The sequence below is a fragment of the Brevibacillus ruminantium genome, from assembly GCF_023746555.1.
In the GTDB taxonomy this organism is placed as follows: Bacteria; Bacillota; Bacilli; order Brevibacillales; family Brevibacillaceae; genus Brevibacillus; species Brevibacillus ruminantium.
On record NZ_CP098755.1, the window covers coordinates 693065 to 708031 of the forward strand.

Sequence of the window (14967 nt, forward strand, 5' to 3'; positions counted from 1 at the left end):
ATGAGTGATGCTTACAAGCAAGCGGGAGTCGATATCGAAGCGGGCAATCAGGCCGTCGAACGCATGAAAAAGCATGTGAAGCGGACGTTCCGTCCAGAGGTGCTCACCGACCTGGGCGGATTTGGCGCCCTGTTTCGTCTGGATACCAGCAAGTACAAAAAGCCTGTGCTCGTCTCTGGCACGGACGGAGTCGGCACCAAGCTGAAGCTTGCTTTTGCCATGGACAAACACGATACGATCGGAATCGATGCTGTGGCGATGTGTGTCAACGACGTGGTCGTACAGGGCGCAGAACCGCTGTTTTTCCTCGATTATCTGGCTTGTGACAAAGTGATACCGGAAAAAATCGAAGCGATTGTCAAAGGAATCGCCGACGGGTGTGCCCAGGCAGGCTGCTCGCTGATCGGCGGCGAGACAGCGGAAATGCCCGGCATGTATGCCGAAGGGGAGTATGACATTGCCGGCTTTACCGTGGGTGTGGCAGACGAAGACAAGCTGATTACGGGTGCGACTGTGCAGCCGGGTGACGTTTTGCTCGGCATCGCCTCCAGCGGCGTGCACAGCAACGGGTTCTCACTGGTTCGCAAGGTGCTGCTCGCGGATCGTGGCCTTTCTCTCACGGAGCATGTGGAAGCGCTGGGCAAGTCGCTGGGAGAAGAGCTGCTGACCCCGACGCGGATTTATGTGAAGCAAATTCTCGCGCTGCTGGAAGCCGTTAGGGTAAAGGCCATGGCGCATATTACCGGAGGCGGCTTTACGGAGAATATTCCGCGTGTCCTGCCGGAGGGGACGGAAGCTGTAGTTGACCTGGGCAGTTGGCCTGTTCTGCCGATTTTCACGCTGGTGCAGGAGGCAGGAAACATTTCCATGGAGGATATGTACCGCACTTTTAATATGGGCATCGGCATGGTTGTAGTCGTAGCGCAGGAGGATGCGCAGCGGGCGATGGAAACGCTGAAGCAGCAGGGCGAGCAGGTGTACCAGATCGGTTCCATTCGCACCGGCGAGCGGAAAGTCGCATACAACGGGGTGGCGAAGTGAAACGCATAGCCATATTCTCCTCGGGAAACGGCTCCAATTTTGAGGCGGTTGCGGAAGCGGTGAGAAACGGCAGACTGGCAGATGCCGAGGTCTCGCTGTTGGTCTGTGACAAGCCGGGGGCGGGAGTATTGGAAAGAGCGAAGCGGTTTGAGATCGATACGTTCGTTTTCGATCCCAAAGCGTACCCGGACAAGGCGGCTTTTGAACGGCAAATCGTTGCGGAGCTGCAGCGGCGTGAGGTTTCGTTGATCGTCCTGGCAGGCTATATGCGGCTGGTGGGAGAGACACTGCTGCAAGCCTACGAAGGGCGGATGATCAATCTCCATCCGTCGCTTCTGCCCGCCTTTCCAGGCAAGGATGCCGTCGGGCAGGCACTCTCCTACGGGGTAAAGATAACGGGGGTAACGGTGCATATGGTTGATGCGGGGCTGGATACCGGCCCGATCATCGCGCAGATTCCCGTAGAGGTGTCTGAGCAGGATACCACGGAGTCCTTGAGTCAGCGGATTCATCAAGTGGAGCATGGATTGCTGGTAGCTGTTATCGACAAGCTACTTGCCGGAAGAGTAAGGTTGGATGGAAACCGGGTACAAATCGACAGTTAATAACATTCGTAAAAAAAGGGCGAACACCTGACTATACTGTAGGTGTCCGCCCGTTTGGTTTTTCCCTACCACTTTTTCCTCCACAAAGAAATCGAGCATTCAATCTTGTATTTCATCCTGTCATCTCCTTTTGCTGATTTACGCCAATTCGGAATGATCAATTCTTGTCAGGTTTTCTTCAATGTAGCTGATAGCGTCGTTCATTTTCTCAAACGAATCACTAAAATATGGTGTTGTCGACAACTGTCATGATAGAAAATATTCAATTTTTTTTATGATATAAAGATAAAATTTACACATTACGAAAATACCCACAAATGTAGTTATTTGAATTTTAAGTGAATTTGCGTTATTGTTTATGTATTGCCAAAAAAAGGATAATGCGTAATGAGTAAAATGAGAAGCTTGAAATTTATGCTTTGTTCTCTCTTGCGTTTCACGGCTTTTACTGTTGGAATGTCTGTTCCGAAAGTAGAAGCAAAGATTGCTCAAAAAGTGTACGAGACCCTGAACAATTTATAGTGAACATTTGATATCGACAGCGAAGGAGAATTCGTGGTAACTGGGCACAAGTAAGTTACTTCTAATACAAAAGTTGTTCAGGTGCAGCATCTTAGTTCTGCTTAGAAAGTTATGGATTACAGAAATTGGACCAGTGTCAAATTTGATTTGGTTAGCGGATATTAAAAATTTTATGAAACAGCCATTAGTCTATTTGGACGATGGCTGTTTTGTAAAATGAAACAAATTTAGCTAAAGGATGGAGGTTGAAATGAATAGAAAAATAATTTTACAAATAACTACCTTAATTGTGTTTTTTAGCCTACTGATTGAGATAATAGTTTTGGAACTTCCCCCACCTATATTTGGAGTTCTTGTACTTGGAGCGATTGGTTCATTAGTTCAGTTCTATATTATCTCGAAACATAGAAAATAATGAAAATAGTAGAGCCTGTGGGTGGCAGAAATACGAATTATTCTGGATGATCTTTAGAACGACAGAACCATTTGTTTCGGAGCTATTTAATCAGACCGTAGATGAGTTTATTCAATCGCTTGAAAAACTGAATCGAAGAGGGGATAGAGCTACGAAATAAATCAAAAAAGGTCGGGAGTGCAGGACGGGAGTTCGTCATCCCGTCCTTTTTGATATCCAAAAAACACCTTCCAGGAGTATGCTACTCCAAATTAATCTGCCAAGGGCCTTTTATGAGGAACATCGGCTCGCCGATGGAGAAGGTCAACTTTTTCATCTCCGGCCGTACTTCCAGCTCGATAAACTCGATGGCTTCCGTCTCCTCGTTTACCTTCCACATGTAGGACATACGCTCCGGGTCCAGCATATCTACCCGAAAGCTTTGCAGTGTTTTGGGCTGCGTGGAGTCAAAATGGGTATTCATGTAGACGCGCACCGACTCAGGGGAAATTCGCTCCACTTTGAAAAAGTGAACGGGAAGGCCATCCAGTGCTACGGTTCGGTCGATTTCCACCGCTCCCTGCTCTGGGAGGGGCAATGATACCTTTTCAAAGGGTGCATGGCGATTGACAACGCGAATATGCGAGATCGACAAGAGGTAATCATCCGCTGCCGATGCCGGTCTGGTAAAGTAGAATTCCTTTTCATTGACAAAGGGCTCTTCGGTTTCGATCTGGATCGCATGACCCTTCTCATCGGTCAGACTCAGCTTGATGTCCTTATTGATCGGGTAGACCCCATACGAATCTGCCTGCAGTTCATCCGGCAAAAGAGACAGGAGATTGACCCACAAGCGGTCCTGCTCCATCGGGGTGACCACCGCTGTTATGGTGACGCCGTTTGCTTCGGCGGTTGGCCCCAGACCGTGGAGATCATCAGCCTGTTTGGCCAAAGCCAAGGGAAGCGGACCAATGACAGCAGAGGGAAGATGCAGGTGGACAGCTTCTTTTTCTGAAAGCGGTATATTTCCCTGATAGTCATACCACGCTTTCCAACCCTTTGTAGAGGAAGTGGAAGTGCCTCGTTGAAAATCGTATTGCTCCTTTTGGGGCGGGTCTGTTGTTAGCGTGACCTTGTCAGGTGGTGTACCGCCTGTTCCGCTCAGTTTGATCCACGCTTCTTTTTCCTGGAGGAGAATGCCTTCCACTTTCCAAGTCGTGCCGTTCACTTCTTGGACAACTGGTTTCTCCAAGACATAGAGGGGATGCTCGGCTTCCTCGCTTACGGCACCAAAACCGGGGAGAAACTGCAGGACCCTTTTCAGTTCGGCACGGACTTCCTCAGACATGCCGATGGCCGCCGTTAGCAGTACCAGCAGGATGGCAGCAGAGACCGCCCATTTGTTATGGCGTCTGCCAGTACGGCGCTGGGAGACAGGCTGCACGCCAAGCTCCCTCCATGTCCGGGACTTGATTCTATCCAGCGTCTTGTCATCCAGGCAGGGAGATGCTTGCGAAACCAGCTCCGGGACATCACGCAAGTTCAGCCAATCCTCTTGCTGGACTCGATCGATCAGGTCAAATACATCTTTATCGTCTTTATCCTCAATATGTCTCATGCGAATCCTCCCCTCCCTCAGGCTGAAGCTGCTGTTTCAGGATTTGTCGGGTGCGAAAAAGCCTGTTTTCTACAGCCCTTTTCGTCAAGCCCATCGCGGTTGCGATTGTTTCCATCGACTCATAAGAAAAATATCGTCTGATAAAAATGGTTCGGTCTGGTTCGGACAAGCTGTCTACCAACCGGACAATCTCGGCAGAGCGTTCCCGGGAAATGACCACATCCTCTACAGGCATCTGAGCGGGCGGATCGTCTGGCGAGGGAGCTTTAGCCCGCCTCTGAAGAGCGCGCCGGTAGTCCAAAGCTTTGTACTTGGCCAGGATCAGAAGCCAGGTTCTCCATGATCCTTTGCTTTCATCAAACTCCCCGATCTTTTTCCACGCGGTGATAAAGACATCACTGACACACTCTTCGATATCTTCTCGCTTTCCCATCCCGCCCATAATGCGGTGAGCCAGAGCATAGACGTGTTTGCCGTACAGATTCATCGCATATTCCAACGCCGCAGGGTTTCGCTTTTTCAGTTCAGCTGTCAGGTTCTCGTCGCTGATGCTCATCTCTCTTGATGTCCAGCTCCTTTCCCACTCTTTTCTCTATATCTTTACTACGTCACGAGTTCCGCTACATACTCAAGGTTTATTTAGGAGCTGGGTGATTTTCCTTCTGAGAGAGCTAACGAGAAGAAGCAGTTTGCTCCCCTTTCATCGTATAATGGAGACAAGCACCTGGAAGGGGAGGAAAAACATGGACAAGATCATACACAAAAGCGTAAGACTATCCTGTCAACCTGAGCAAGCATTTCAGTTCTTTACAAAAAGTGAGCATTTGGCCAACTGGCTGACCAACGCGGCAGAAGTGGAGCCGGTAGTCGGCGGAAAATATGAATTGTTCTGGGCGCCTGATGATCGTGAAAATGACAGCACCATCGGTTGCAAGATATTGGCGCTGGAACCGGGCAAGCTTCTGGTTTTTGAGTGGAAAGGGACCAGACAGTTTGCTTCCCTGATGAACGAGGTTCGACCGCTGACACAAGTGGTCATTTCGTTTTTGCCTGACGGGGATGGAACGAACATTCAGCTGATTCACAATGGCTGGGGAGCGACAGCGGAATGGGAGGCCGCGCGCGCCTGGTTTGAAATGGCATGGAACATGGCGTTCGCGGGTCTGGAAAAGTACGTCAATGCCCAGCCCGTTGAGAAATGCTGTGAATAAGGCAGAGTAGGTCTCTGTTGCTTCTCGTCTGCGGGAAGGGTACCGATCGGTTGCGTCTCCGGGACATCCTTTCAACAAAAAAACCTAGATAGATCGCGCCTGAGGAAAAACTTTTTTCCAGCCCTGACATAGAGTAAAAGGAAGGCGGAAAGAAGGAGGAGCGAGATGAACCGGGATATCGTAGCTGAATTGCTCGGAAAGCTGAGCAAACGAACGGGACGCCAATGGACCATGGATGACCTTATCAAGCTTGCAGAGAAAGTGCCGAAAAATGGGGCTGGAAATATTGATTCTGTGCTGAATGAGCTGGGCGGTATGGGACTGAATCTCTCCGATGAGACGAAGAAAAAGGTAAAACAGCAGGTCAAGGATGGAAAGCCGATTTCGCCCGATCAGGTGAATAATCTGATGATCCATCCGGTAAAAGAAAAGGGAGAGCAGAAGAAAGGCCCTACCAAGGCAAGCGGAAACAGGGCCAGCGATAAAGGCAAGACACCGAAAAGTATATCTTTGCGGGAACGGATCAAGAAAATGCAAAGCAACAAGAGGCGGCCCCTGATCTGATCAGAAGTCGTCATGGAAAGAAGAAGCGCAAGCGCAGTCCTTTAGTGCTCCGGCACGGAATGGCTGCGTTTTGTTTTTTGGATTCCTTGATAAAAACGTACGATTATGTTTTAATATTTATATAATGTTCGTGTTTTTCATACGTTTTCTGAAAAAGTCAGGAGGTTCTTTACGTGAGTGTGAAAAAAGCACTGATTAGCGTTTCGGACAAGACTGGATTGGTTCCTTTTGCTCGTCGCCTGGCTGCTGCCGGGGTTGAGATCATCTCTACCGGTGGGACGGCTGCTCTCCTCAAGGAAGCGGGTATTCCCGTGATTGGTATTTCCGATGTAACCGGTTTTCCAGAAATCATGGACGGACGTGTCAAAACGCTTCATCCGAATATTCATGGTGGCCTCTTGGCTGTACGCGACAACGAGTCGCATCTTCAGCAGTTGAAAGAATTGAACATCGAGACGATTGACCTGGTGGTTGTCAATCTGTATCCGTTTAAGGAGACGATTGCAAAGCCGGGTGTTACGTATGCCGAAGCGATTGAAAATATTGATATCGGCGGACCGACTATGCTTCGGTCAGCGGCCAAGAATCACCAATTCGTCACCGTCGTCGTGGATGCAGCAGACTACGAACAGGTGTCCAGCGAAATCGAGGCATCCGGTGACACCCTTTTGGAAACCCGTCGTCGTTTGGCAGCCAAGGTATTCCGCCACACAGCTGCTTACGATGCACTGATCGCGCAATACTTGAATCAAGTGGTCGGAGAAGTGTTTCCGGAAAACCTGACCGTCACTTATGAGAAGGTACAGGATTTGCGGTATGGGGAAAATCCTCATCAGCGTGCCGCTTTTTATCAGGAGCCTTTGAGCAGGGGGGCAGCCGTTTCGGAGGCTGAACAGCTGCATGGCAAAGAGCTTTCCTATAATAATATCAACGATGCAGACGCTGCTGTTGCCATTGTTCGTGAATTCACAGAGCCGGCTGTCGTGGCCATCAAGCATTCCAATCCTTGTGGTGTGGGCATCGGAAAAGATGTACAGGCAGCGTACCAAAAAGCGTATGAAGCAGATCCCGTCTCGATTTTTGGGGGAATTGTGGCAGCCAACCGCCCGATTGACAAGGAAACCGCACTTCTGATGAAGGAGACCTTTCTGGAAATCATCCTGGCTCCCGATTTTAGTCAGGAGGCGCTGGATATCCTGATGGAGAAGAAGAATCTGCGTCTTTTGCGCCTGCCCAATCTGTCGTCTGCCCAAGAGGAAGCTGCCGTTCTGCGAATCGCTCCTGTTGCGGGCGGAGCACTGGTGCAGGATTATGATTTCAAACAGCTCGCCGATGATGAGATTCGCGTCGTCACGGATCGAAAGCCGACGGCGGAAGAGCTGGCACAGCTCAAATTTGCCTGGAGGGTGGTCAAGCACGTCAAATCCAATGCCATCGTACTGGCAGCAGACAACATGACGATTGGCGTCGGGGCTGGACAGATGAATCGGGTCGGTGCGGCCAAGATCGCCATCGAACAGGCTGCGGAAAAAGGGCGGGGCGCTGTGCTTGCCTCGGATGCCTTTTTCCCGATGTCCGATACCGTGGAGGCGGCTGCTGCAGCAGGGATTACCGCGATTATCCAGCCGGGCGGGTCAGTCCGGGATCAGGATTCAATCGATGCGTGTAACCGATTTGGGATTGCCATGGTCTTTACAGGTGTGCGACACTTTAAGCATTAGAAAGAGTAAAAAGGATGTTCTCAGGAGGGGAATACGATGAACGTACTGGTAATCGGCAACGGCGGCCGTGAACATGCTATTGTCTGGAAGCTGGCGCAAAGTCCCAAAGTAAACAAGATTTTTTGTGCCCCTGGCAATGGAGGAACAGCCCTGTTGGCAAAGAACGTGCCGATTCCCGTTCATGATTTTGCAGCATTGGCTCAATTCGCCAAAGACGAGGGTGTGGATTTGACGATCGTCGGCCCGGAGGACCCGCTCCTGGGCGGGATTGTCGATTTCTTTGAGGAACGCAGTCTCCCGGTTTTTGGACCGAGCGGCCAGGCTGCCAAGATCGAGGGCAGCAAATCCTTCGCCAAATATTTGATGAAGCGATACGGCATTCCCACTGCACACTACGAATCGTTTATTGATTACGAATCGGCCCTTGCCTACGTGCGTGAACAGGGAGCACCCATCGTCGTCAAAGCAGACGGATTGGCTGCAGGAAAAGGAGTCATCGTCGCGGAAACACTGGAAGAAGCGGAGCAGGCGCTCTATACCATTATGGAGGAGCATGCGTTCGGCCAGGCCGGGGCTCGTGTCGTTGTCGAAGAGTTCATGCAGGGGGAGGAGCTGTCCCTTCTCTCTTTTGTCGATGGAGAGACGGTAAAGCCGATGGTCACCTCGCAGGATCACAAACGTGTGTATGACGGCGACCAAGGCCCCAATACAGGGGGGATGGGCACCTATGCGCCTGTGCCGCAAATGTCCAAGGAGCTTGTCGAGTCGATCGTGGAAACCATCGTAAAGCCGATGGCAGCAGGGATGGCGCGGGATGGCATTCCGTTTCGTGGCGTATTGTACACCGGCTTGATGATTACCGAAGAGGGGCCGAAGGTGGTAGAATTCAATGCCCGCTTTGGCGATCCGGAGACGCAAGTCATTTTGCCGCTCCTGGAAACAGATTTGCTTGAGATCTGTTTGGCTACGGTTAATGGAGAGCTGGCTTCCCTGGACGTCGCCTGGAAGCAGGAGAGCGCAGTCTGTGTGGTGATGGCTGCACCCGGTTATCCGGCTGACTATCCGAGGGGGCTGCTCATCCAGGGATTGGATCGGAAGCATGCAGGAGTCGCTGTGTTTCACGCCGGCACCGTGGAAACCTCGGAGGGAACGGCCACAAGCGGTGGTCGAGTGCTCGGAGTGACCGGCATCGGCCGCGATTTGCAGGCAGCGAGACAAGCTGCCTACCAGGCTGTCGAGTCGATTTCTTTTGAAGGAGCGCATTACCGGACTGATATCGCCAGTCGGGCGCTGGGTAAATAAAGCAAAACGGCATACGTCATGACGAAAAAACCTCCAAACCACGGTGAGTGGCAAGGAGGTTTTTTGGTTCAGCGTCAGGCGTTCATTTCTTTTCCGGCAATCGGCTGCTTCACCCGTCTCCATACGAGCTGGTAGGCCAGATAGATGACCAGGAAAAGCACCATGCACAGGGAGGACCAGCCAAACATGGCGGAGTAGCTGGTAGCCGATGCAATCACGCCAAGCAGCATGGCCCCCAGTGCGATGCCCAGATCGATGGAGTTGAGAAAAAGTCCGTTGGCAATCCCGCGCTGGGACGGAGAAACTTCTTTAATCATCCAGGCCTGAATCGACGGTTGGATCGTTCCGTATCCGAGTCCGTAGAACAGAGCGGCGAGCAGAAGAATCTGCACGTTGGTCGCATGCGGGAGGATCAAAAGTCCGATTACCGCGCAAAGCGCTCCCGGTGGGAGAACAGCCCAATGGCCCAGCTTGTCAAACAGCTTTCCGGAGACTGGACGAATCAGCACCATCGCGCCTGCGTTGCACAGAAAGAACCAGCCGACGTTTTCGATCTGAACTTCCTTTCCAAAGAGCGCCAGGAAGCTGATCAGTCCGCCGTAGGTAATCCCCAAGAGCAGATTGAGGAAAGCTGGCAGCCAGATAATTCGGGGGATACGGCTGTTTGTATCAGTTGCTTGTGCTTGTGGCTGATGCGCAGTGGTTCGGCTGACTGACTCGGGCTGAACGGCGCGCAAAAGCGGAAGAATGGCGATAACCAAAACGATGGCTGAAACGGACAGGGCGGTAAAACCGAATTTTCCCAAAATAAAGAGTCCGATGACTGGAGCAATCGACATGGCAAGACTGGAGGACAAACCAAAATAACCCATGCCTTCCCCCATCCGTTGATTGGGAATGACATTGGCGGCAAGGGTAGGAAAGGTGGTGCTTGTCATACCGAATCCGGCACCGAATAAAACACGCATCACAAACAGCATCATCAACGATCCAGACCAGATGTAGCCGGCTGTGGCGAGAAGGACGACGGTAATGCCGAGGAGCAGGATCGTCAGGCTTTTTTTCGTTTGCAGTGCTTTTCCGGTAAAAATCCGGGTGATGACGGCAGAAAAAGCAAACAGGCTGATGACCAGACTTGTCTGGAAGTCACTGGCTCCGAATCGATCGGTCACATAAGCCGGGAAAGCGGGGGTCATCATTTGCAAATTCAAAAACAGAAAAAGGTTGCACAACGTAAGCAGAACAAATTTCTTTGTCCATAATTTCTCTCTTTTTAAAGCAGTATGATTCTCTCTCAGCTCTTCCAACAATTCCACTCCTACTCTGTGATGTCTTGATTGATGTTTGTCTGAATGGTCAAAAGTATCTCTTTGAATAACTGCAAATGTTCAGGATCAATCCCTGCCAGCATCTCTTTGAGCGCTTGTTCTTCAAGCGGAATCGCCTGTTCTGTAAAGGCTTTTCCTTTTTCGGTCAGATAGATCAAAAAAGCGCGACGATCTGCTTCGCTGACCTTTTTCTCAATCAGCTCCTTTCGCAGCAAAACGTCCAGGATGCGGGCTGTGGTCGGTTGATCCTTGGCCGTTCGCGCAGCAATTTCCTTCTGATTGATGCCGTCCTGCTCACGCAAGCGAAGGAGAACCGCAAACTGTTCCGGAGTCAGATCCAGCTCCCGCAGGCGTATGGAGACAAAATGACTGATACGCCGATAGGTAACACCCAAAAGAAAACCGATGGATTCATAGCGAAGGACATCCAAGGGTCACATCTCCTGTTCAAAATTAGTTGTTATGACAATTATAAGTGGAACAAGTAAATTTGTAAATGAAAAAAGGAGGATACGCCGTTCACTGGCGATATCTCCCCTTGTTTTTACGTGTGTCGTAAAAGAAGTAGCCCATCACAGCCACACAGCCAATGATGATCGCAATCACAAAAAAATTATGCGTGAACCATTCGTAGAAAGGGGAGCCGACCACCGTCATCTGATCATCCTCCTCCTTTTATGAATAGGTGGGGTAAAAATGCTCATCCCGGCTATAGCGCTCGGAGGGTGTGGACTTCTCCCGGGCGTCACTTGTCGCTGTCGTGTGAAAATCATCCGCTGAAGAAACAAAATTGCGTACTGCGGTTTCCAACTGTTTGTCTTCTGGTGAAAGATCATGGGTGTGAGCAGATGTACGCTGTGATGTCATGTCAGTTGTGATTTGGGAGGCATTTTCTTTATCTCTGGCTTGTGCTTCACTGCCTGAACCGCTTTTTGCCCCTGTCATTCGGTTCATGGCTGCCCGTACTCCAGCCTGTGTCATCTTGCCCACCATTTTGTTCACACCCTTGTTGGTCACGGTTTCGGTGTCCATTGCATACAGCATGGGGCAAAAGCGAGTGGCTCCCTCTGCCACCTTCATCGCCGACAGCGCCATCAGCAACCAAGGCGTTCGGTAGGGACGGCGGCTCATTCTGCCAACCCCATAGGCCAAACCCACCAATCCGGCAGTGATGCGAATCATGGCATCTACGGTACCGACGTTTTTTCGCATGAGAATCCTCCTGTCCAACATGTCTTTACAGCCTAGTTTGTACGGCAGGAAGGAAAACAGCCAAGGAAAATGTTTCTAAGGTGGCGAAGCATTAAAGCAGGTAGTTCGTAAGTCGATTTGAACAGGAGGGGTCAATATGCGTATTCGCCCGATCGGGGAAGCTGATTATCTGAAGCTGCTGCGCGTCGCCAGGCGGGAAGAGGCTGCCGACATGTGGATCAAGGGTGCCAAGGTTTTGCATGTCTATACAAAGGAATGGCGAGAAGTCCATATCGCCGTCTCCGGTGAAAGAATTGCTTATGTAGGAGAGAAGGAACCGGTTATCGGGCATCATACAGAGGTGATCGAGGCGGCGGGTTCTTATGCGGTGCCCGGCTACATCGAACCGCATGCGCATCCTTTTCAATGGTACAATCCCTTTACCTTGGCTGACTTTGCCCTGGAGCGGGGAACAACCACACTGATTTCGGACAGCCTGATGCTGATGAGTCTTCCGTTTGAACAGGTAGCGGCCTTGATGGAAAAGGTGGCGAAACACCCCGTAAAGCAATACTTCTGGGGAAGACTGGACCCCCAGATGAGACGGACGGAAGCGGCAGCGCCATTTGACAGAGAAGGTCTGAACCGGATGCTGGAGCATCCCCGTGTCATCCAGGGAGGAGAGCTGACTGACTGGCAAGGTGTGCTCAAAGAGGACGAGACGCTCCTTTATGGAATCAAACGGACACTGGATCTGGGGAAACGGATGGAGGGACATCATCCGGGAGCATCAGAACAAACCCTAAATATCGCAGCGGCTGCCGGGATAACCGCTTGCCATGAGAGTATGACGGCACAGGAGGTGCTGCGTCGGCTGCGGCTTGGCATGTATGCGACGCTGAGACATTCTAGCATCCGTCCCGATTTGCCGATACTGGTTCAGGGACTGATCGAAGCGGGCATCCCCTGGTCGCCGAGAATGATGCTTACCTCTGACGGCAGCACACCGCCAATGTATCGTCAGGGCTTGATGGACGGAACGATCCGGGTAGCCATCGAGGCGGGCATGCCACCGGAAGAAGCGTATGTGATGGCGACGCTCAATCCGGCAGTTTACTACGGCATCGACAGCGAGGTGGGCGGAATTGCTCCGGGTCGTCTGGCTGATTTGCTGTTGTTGGCCACTCCAGAGGAGCCTACACCGCATACCGTCATTGCAAACGGCCAGTTGTCCGCAAAAGGGGGAAGCCTTCTGGTAGCGACCGAAAAACCTGAGTGGTCGGATTATCATTTTCCACCGGTAACGGACCATCGGGTAAAGGTGGACGAAGCGTGGTTCTCTATAGAAGCAAAAAGCGAGAAAATACCAGTCATCCAGATGCTGAATGCAGTCATTACCAAGCTGGAGTATGAAGATTTGCCCGTCGATGATAACGGCCATGTTTCTCTTGTAGAGGACCCGGAGCTGGCTTTCATTTGCTTGATCAATTTGCAAAAGAACAGGATGACCCAAGCAGTCGTCAGAGGGTACGGGAAGCATATCGAGGGGCTGGCCAGCACCTATACAGCATCTGATGATTGGCTCGTCTTAGGGCGAAATGCCCAGGCCATGGCCCAGGCGTTGCAGCGGGTGTTGGAACTGGGGGGCGGGGTTGTCGCCTGTGAACAAGGAAAAATCGTTTGTGAATGCCCGCTGCCCTTGGCTGGACGGTTTTCCCCTGCACCCATGAGCGAAGTGATGGAGATGGCCGAGGGTCTGACGCGCTGGATTTTGAGCAAGGGATATCCCCATCTGGACCCGCTCTATTCCCTGCTGTTCTTTACGGCCACGCATCTTCCCTATGTGCGGCTCTCGGCTGAAGGGATCGTGGAAGTCAAGACGGGGGATATTCTTGTACCCAGTCAAGCAGTGGAATAAAAAGACTGTCGATTCTTTAGTTTAGCGAAGTATTGATATATTCTTTTTCAGCATGAAATTCTCCGCTATGTGTTGGGAGTATATGTATAATAAAAAAATATTTTTTTCTCTTGTAAATTTTCTAATTTATTTTAAAATGAATAAGAATCAAGCTGTATCTATTCTTGTAGCTGGCAAAATCTGTATAACGACGGGTGAACGCCGGCTGTTGAGACAGCTCGATTTATTTTTGTCAACACATAAAGAGTAGTAAAAGGGGGATTCAATTCGCGATGAGGAGAATGCTAGAAGGGACAGAAAAGGCAGCACGAACGGAAAGAAAACAGAGAATGCTTGAAGAACGCTGACGAAAAATCGCGGAGAAATCGAGAGGTGCCAGATTTCTTTATGGCGATCGTCCAAAGTGTTTTGATATGATAGGAATGGCTGATTTTTCTGTCTTTTTTCGCGGATAGCAGGAAGTTGGTAATAGTTTGGAAGTCCTCATTCAGCCACAGCCACGGGCCTGTAAGAAAGCCCTTTCTTCTCGCAGAATGCAGAAAATTAGCAATATCCACAAGTTTACGAAGGAATGAGGGATGGGAAGCATGATGCTAAGCATTTTGCCTCAGGTGATAGTGGACGGGTTGACACTGGGATTCATGTACGCTGTCGTCGCTCTCGGCTACACCATGGTTTACGGTATTCTTGAATTTATTAACTTTGCCCACGGAGAAATTTTCATGGTGGGTGCCTTTATCGGTACGGAGGTTCTGCTGATCTCCGACTCACTGGGCGCGCTCCAAGGAATGAATCCGTATGTGGCATTTTTCATGACGCTGGTGATCTCGATGGCGTTGACTGGCGGTTTAGGCGTTTTGATCGAACGGATTGCGTACCGGCCGCTGCGGGGAGCCCCTCGTCTGGTCCCCTTGATCTCCGCTATCGGGGTTTCCTTTTTGCTGCAAGACCTGGTTCGTTTTACAGAGGCAATCGCCCGCAATGAGTTTTATCTGAATACTCCCGCTCTTTTCTCCGGCAGCGTTTCTCTTGGCTTTGCCTCCATTCCAACCAAAGGACTTATTGTTATTATCCTGGCGATTGTCATGATGATCGCGCTGACCCTGTTTATCGGAAAGACCAAATGGGGGATAGCCATGCGTGCGGTTGCACAGGATCAGTCCACAGCATCCCTGATGACGATCAACGTGGACAAGGTGATCATGCTGACCTTCTTGATCGGTTCCAGCCTGGGCGGAGCCACAGGTGTGCTGTTTTCACAAAACTACGGGACGATCGACCCTTATATTGGTTTTATCCTCGGCTTGAAAGCCTTTACAGCAGCGGTTCTCGGAGGGATCGGAAACCTTCGCGGCGCGATGGTGGGCGGCGTGCTGCTCGGACTTTTGGAATCTTTGTCCGGCGCGTATATGGGTCCACTGACAGGAGGCGCTTTTGGTGCCGAGTACAAAGACGTTTTTGCATTCAGCATTTTGATTCTCGTGCTTCTCTTCAAGCCTGAGGGACTGTTTGGCGAAGCCGTGAAAGAGAAAGTGTAGGTGAGGTGAGAGAC

14 protein-coding genes are annotated in these 14967 nt (G+C 50.8%); 8 read left to right on the forward strand and 6 right to left on the reverse strand.

Going from position 1 to position 14967, the window contains the following annotated elements:
- Together purM and purN are read left to right on the forward strand one after the other, a co-directional pair.
- Positions 1-1041 (forward strand): phosphoribosylformylglycinamidine cyclo-ligase, encoded by a 1041-nt coding sequence (gene purM, locus NDK47_RS03595; protein WP_251873551.1) that lies wholly within the window; start codon positions 1-3, stop codon positions 1039-1041.
- Positions 1038-1646 carry a phosphoribosylglycinamide formyltransferase gene (gene purN / locus NDK47_RS03600; protein ID WP_251873552.1) on the forward strand — a complete coding sequence of 203 codons (609 nt, stop codon included), beginning with the start codon at positions 1038-1040 and terminating at the stop codon, positions 1644-1646. The genes purM and purN overlap by 4 nt, the downstream gene beginning before the upstream one ends.
- A 1178-nt stretch (positions 1647-2824) precedes the next feature.
- Here purN and NDK47_RS03605 read toward each other — a convergent pair.
- Together NDK47_RS03605 and NDK47_RS03610 are read right to left on the reverse strand one after the other, a co-directional pair.
- Entirely contained in the window at positions 2825-4180 is a 1356-nt protein-coding gene (locus NDK47_RS03605) for a hypothetical protein (RefSeq protein ID WP_251873553.1), read from the reverse strand.
- The gene (locus NDK47_RS03610) at positions 4167-4736 is read right to left on the reverse strand and encodes a sigma-70 family RNA polymerase sigma factor (protein WP_251873554.1); all 570 of its coding nucleotides are present in this window, start codon (positions 4734-4736) and stop codon (positions 4167-4169) included. The genes NDK47_RS03605 and NDK47_RS03610 overlap by 14 nt, the downstream gene beginning before the upstream one ends.
- A 187-nt stretch (positions 4737-4923) precedes the next feature.
- Between NDK47_RS03610 and NDK47_RS03615 the strand changes: the two genes are divergently transcribed.
- The 4 genes from NDK47_RS03615 (at position 4924) to purD (ending at position 8978) form a co-directional block, all read left to right on the forward strand.
- A complete protein-coding gene (locus tag NDK47_RS03615) occupies positions 4924-5391 on the forward strand; it encodes an SRPBCC family protein (protein WP_251873555.1) in 468 nt (155 codons plus the stop codon).
- A 165-nt stretch (positions 5392-5556) separates the two neighbouring features.
- Positions 5557-5955, forward strand: coding sequence for a hypothetical protein (locus NDK47_RS03620; RefSeq protein ID WP_251873556.1), 399 nt, complete (start codon positions 5557-5559; stop codon positions 5953-5955).
- A 173-nt stretch (positions 5956-6128) separates the two neighbouring features.
- Positions 6129-7676 (forward strand): bifunctional phosphoribosylaminoimidazolecarboxamide formyltransferase/IMP cyclohydrolase, encoded by a 1548-nt coding sequence (gene purH / locus NDK47_RS03625; RefSeq protein WP_251873557.1) that lies wholly within the window; start codon positions 6129-6131, stop codon positions 7674-7676.
- Positions 7677-7712: 36 nt separating this feature from the next.
- Positions 7713-8978, forward strand: coding sequence for a phosphoribosylamine--glycine ligase (gene purD, locus NDK47_RS03630; protein ID WP_251873558.1), 1266 nt, complete (start codon positions 7713-7715; stop codon positions 8976-8978).
- A gap of 74 nt (positions 8979-9052) precedes the next feature.
- Here purD and NDK47_RS03635 read toward each other — a convergent pair whose 3' ends face one another.
- From NDK47_RS03635 to NDK47_RS03650, 4 genes are all read right to left on the reverse strand, one after another.
- A complete protein-coding gene (locus NDK47_RS03635; protein ID WP_407653427.1) occupies positions 9053-10276 on the reverse strand; it encodes an MFS transporter in 1224 nt (407 codons plus the stop codon).
- Between the two features lie 20 nt (positions 10277-10296).
- Positions 10297-10737, reverse strand: coding sequence for a MarR family winged helix-turn-helix transcriptional regulator (locus NDK47_RS03640; RefSeq protein ID WP_251873560.1), 441 nt, complete (start codon positions 10735-10737; stop codon positions 10297-10299).
- A gap of 88 nt (positions 10738-10825) precedes the next feature.
- The gene (locus tag NDK47_RS03645; protein WP_251873561.1) at positions 10826-10963 is read right to left on the reverse strand and encodes an EYxxD motif small membrane protein; all 138 of its coding nucleotides are present in this window, start codon (positions 10961-10963) and stop codon (positions 10826-10828) included.
- 18 nt (positions 10964-10981) lie between these two features.
- Entirely contained in the window at positions 10982-11518 is a 537-nt protein-coding gene (locus NDK47_RS03650; RefSeq protein WP_251873562.1) for a YgaP family membrane protein, read from the reverse strand.
- A gap of 136 nt (positions 11519-11654) precedes the next feature.
- Here NDK47_RS03650 and NDK47_RS03655 point away from each other — a divergent pair, with 136 nt between their 5' ends.
- The gene (locus NDK47_RS03655) at positions 11655-13415 is read left to right on the forward strand and encodes an adenine deaminase C-terminal domain-containing protein (RefSeq protein ID WP_251873563.1); all 1761 of its coding nucleotides are present in this window, start codon (positions 11655-11657) and stop codon (positions 13413-13415) included.
- 590 nt (positions 13416-14005) lie between these two features.
- A complete protein-coding gene (locus NDK47_RS03660) occupies positions 14006-14953 on the forward strand; it encodes a branched-chain amino acid ABC transporter permease (protein WP_251875967.1) in 948 nt (315 codons plus the stop codon).
- Positions 14954-14967: the final 14 nt, after the last annotated feature.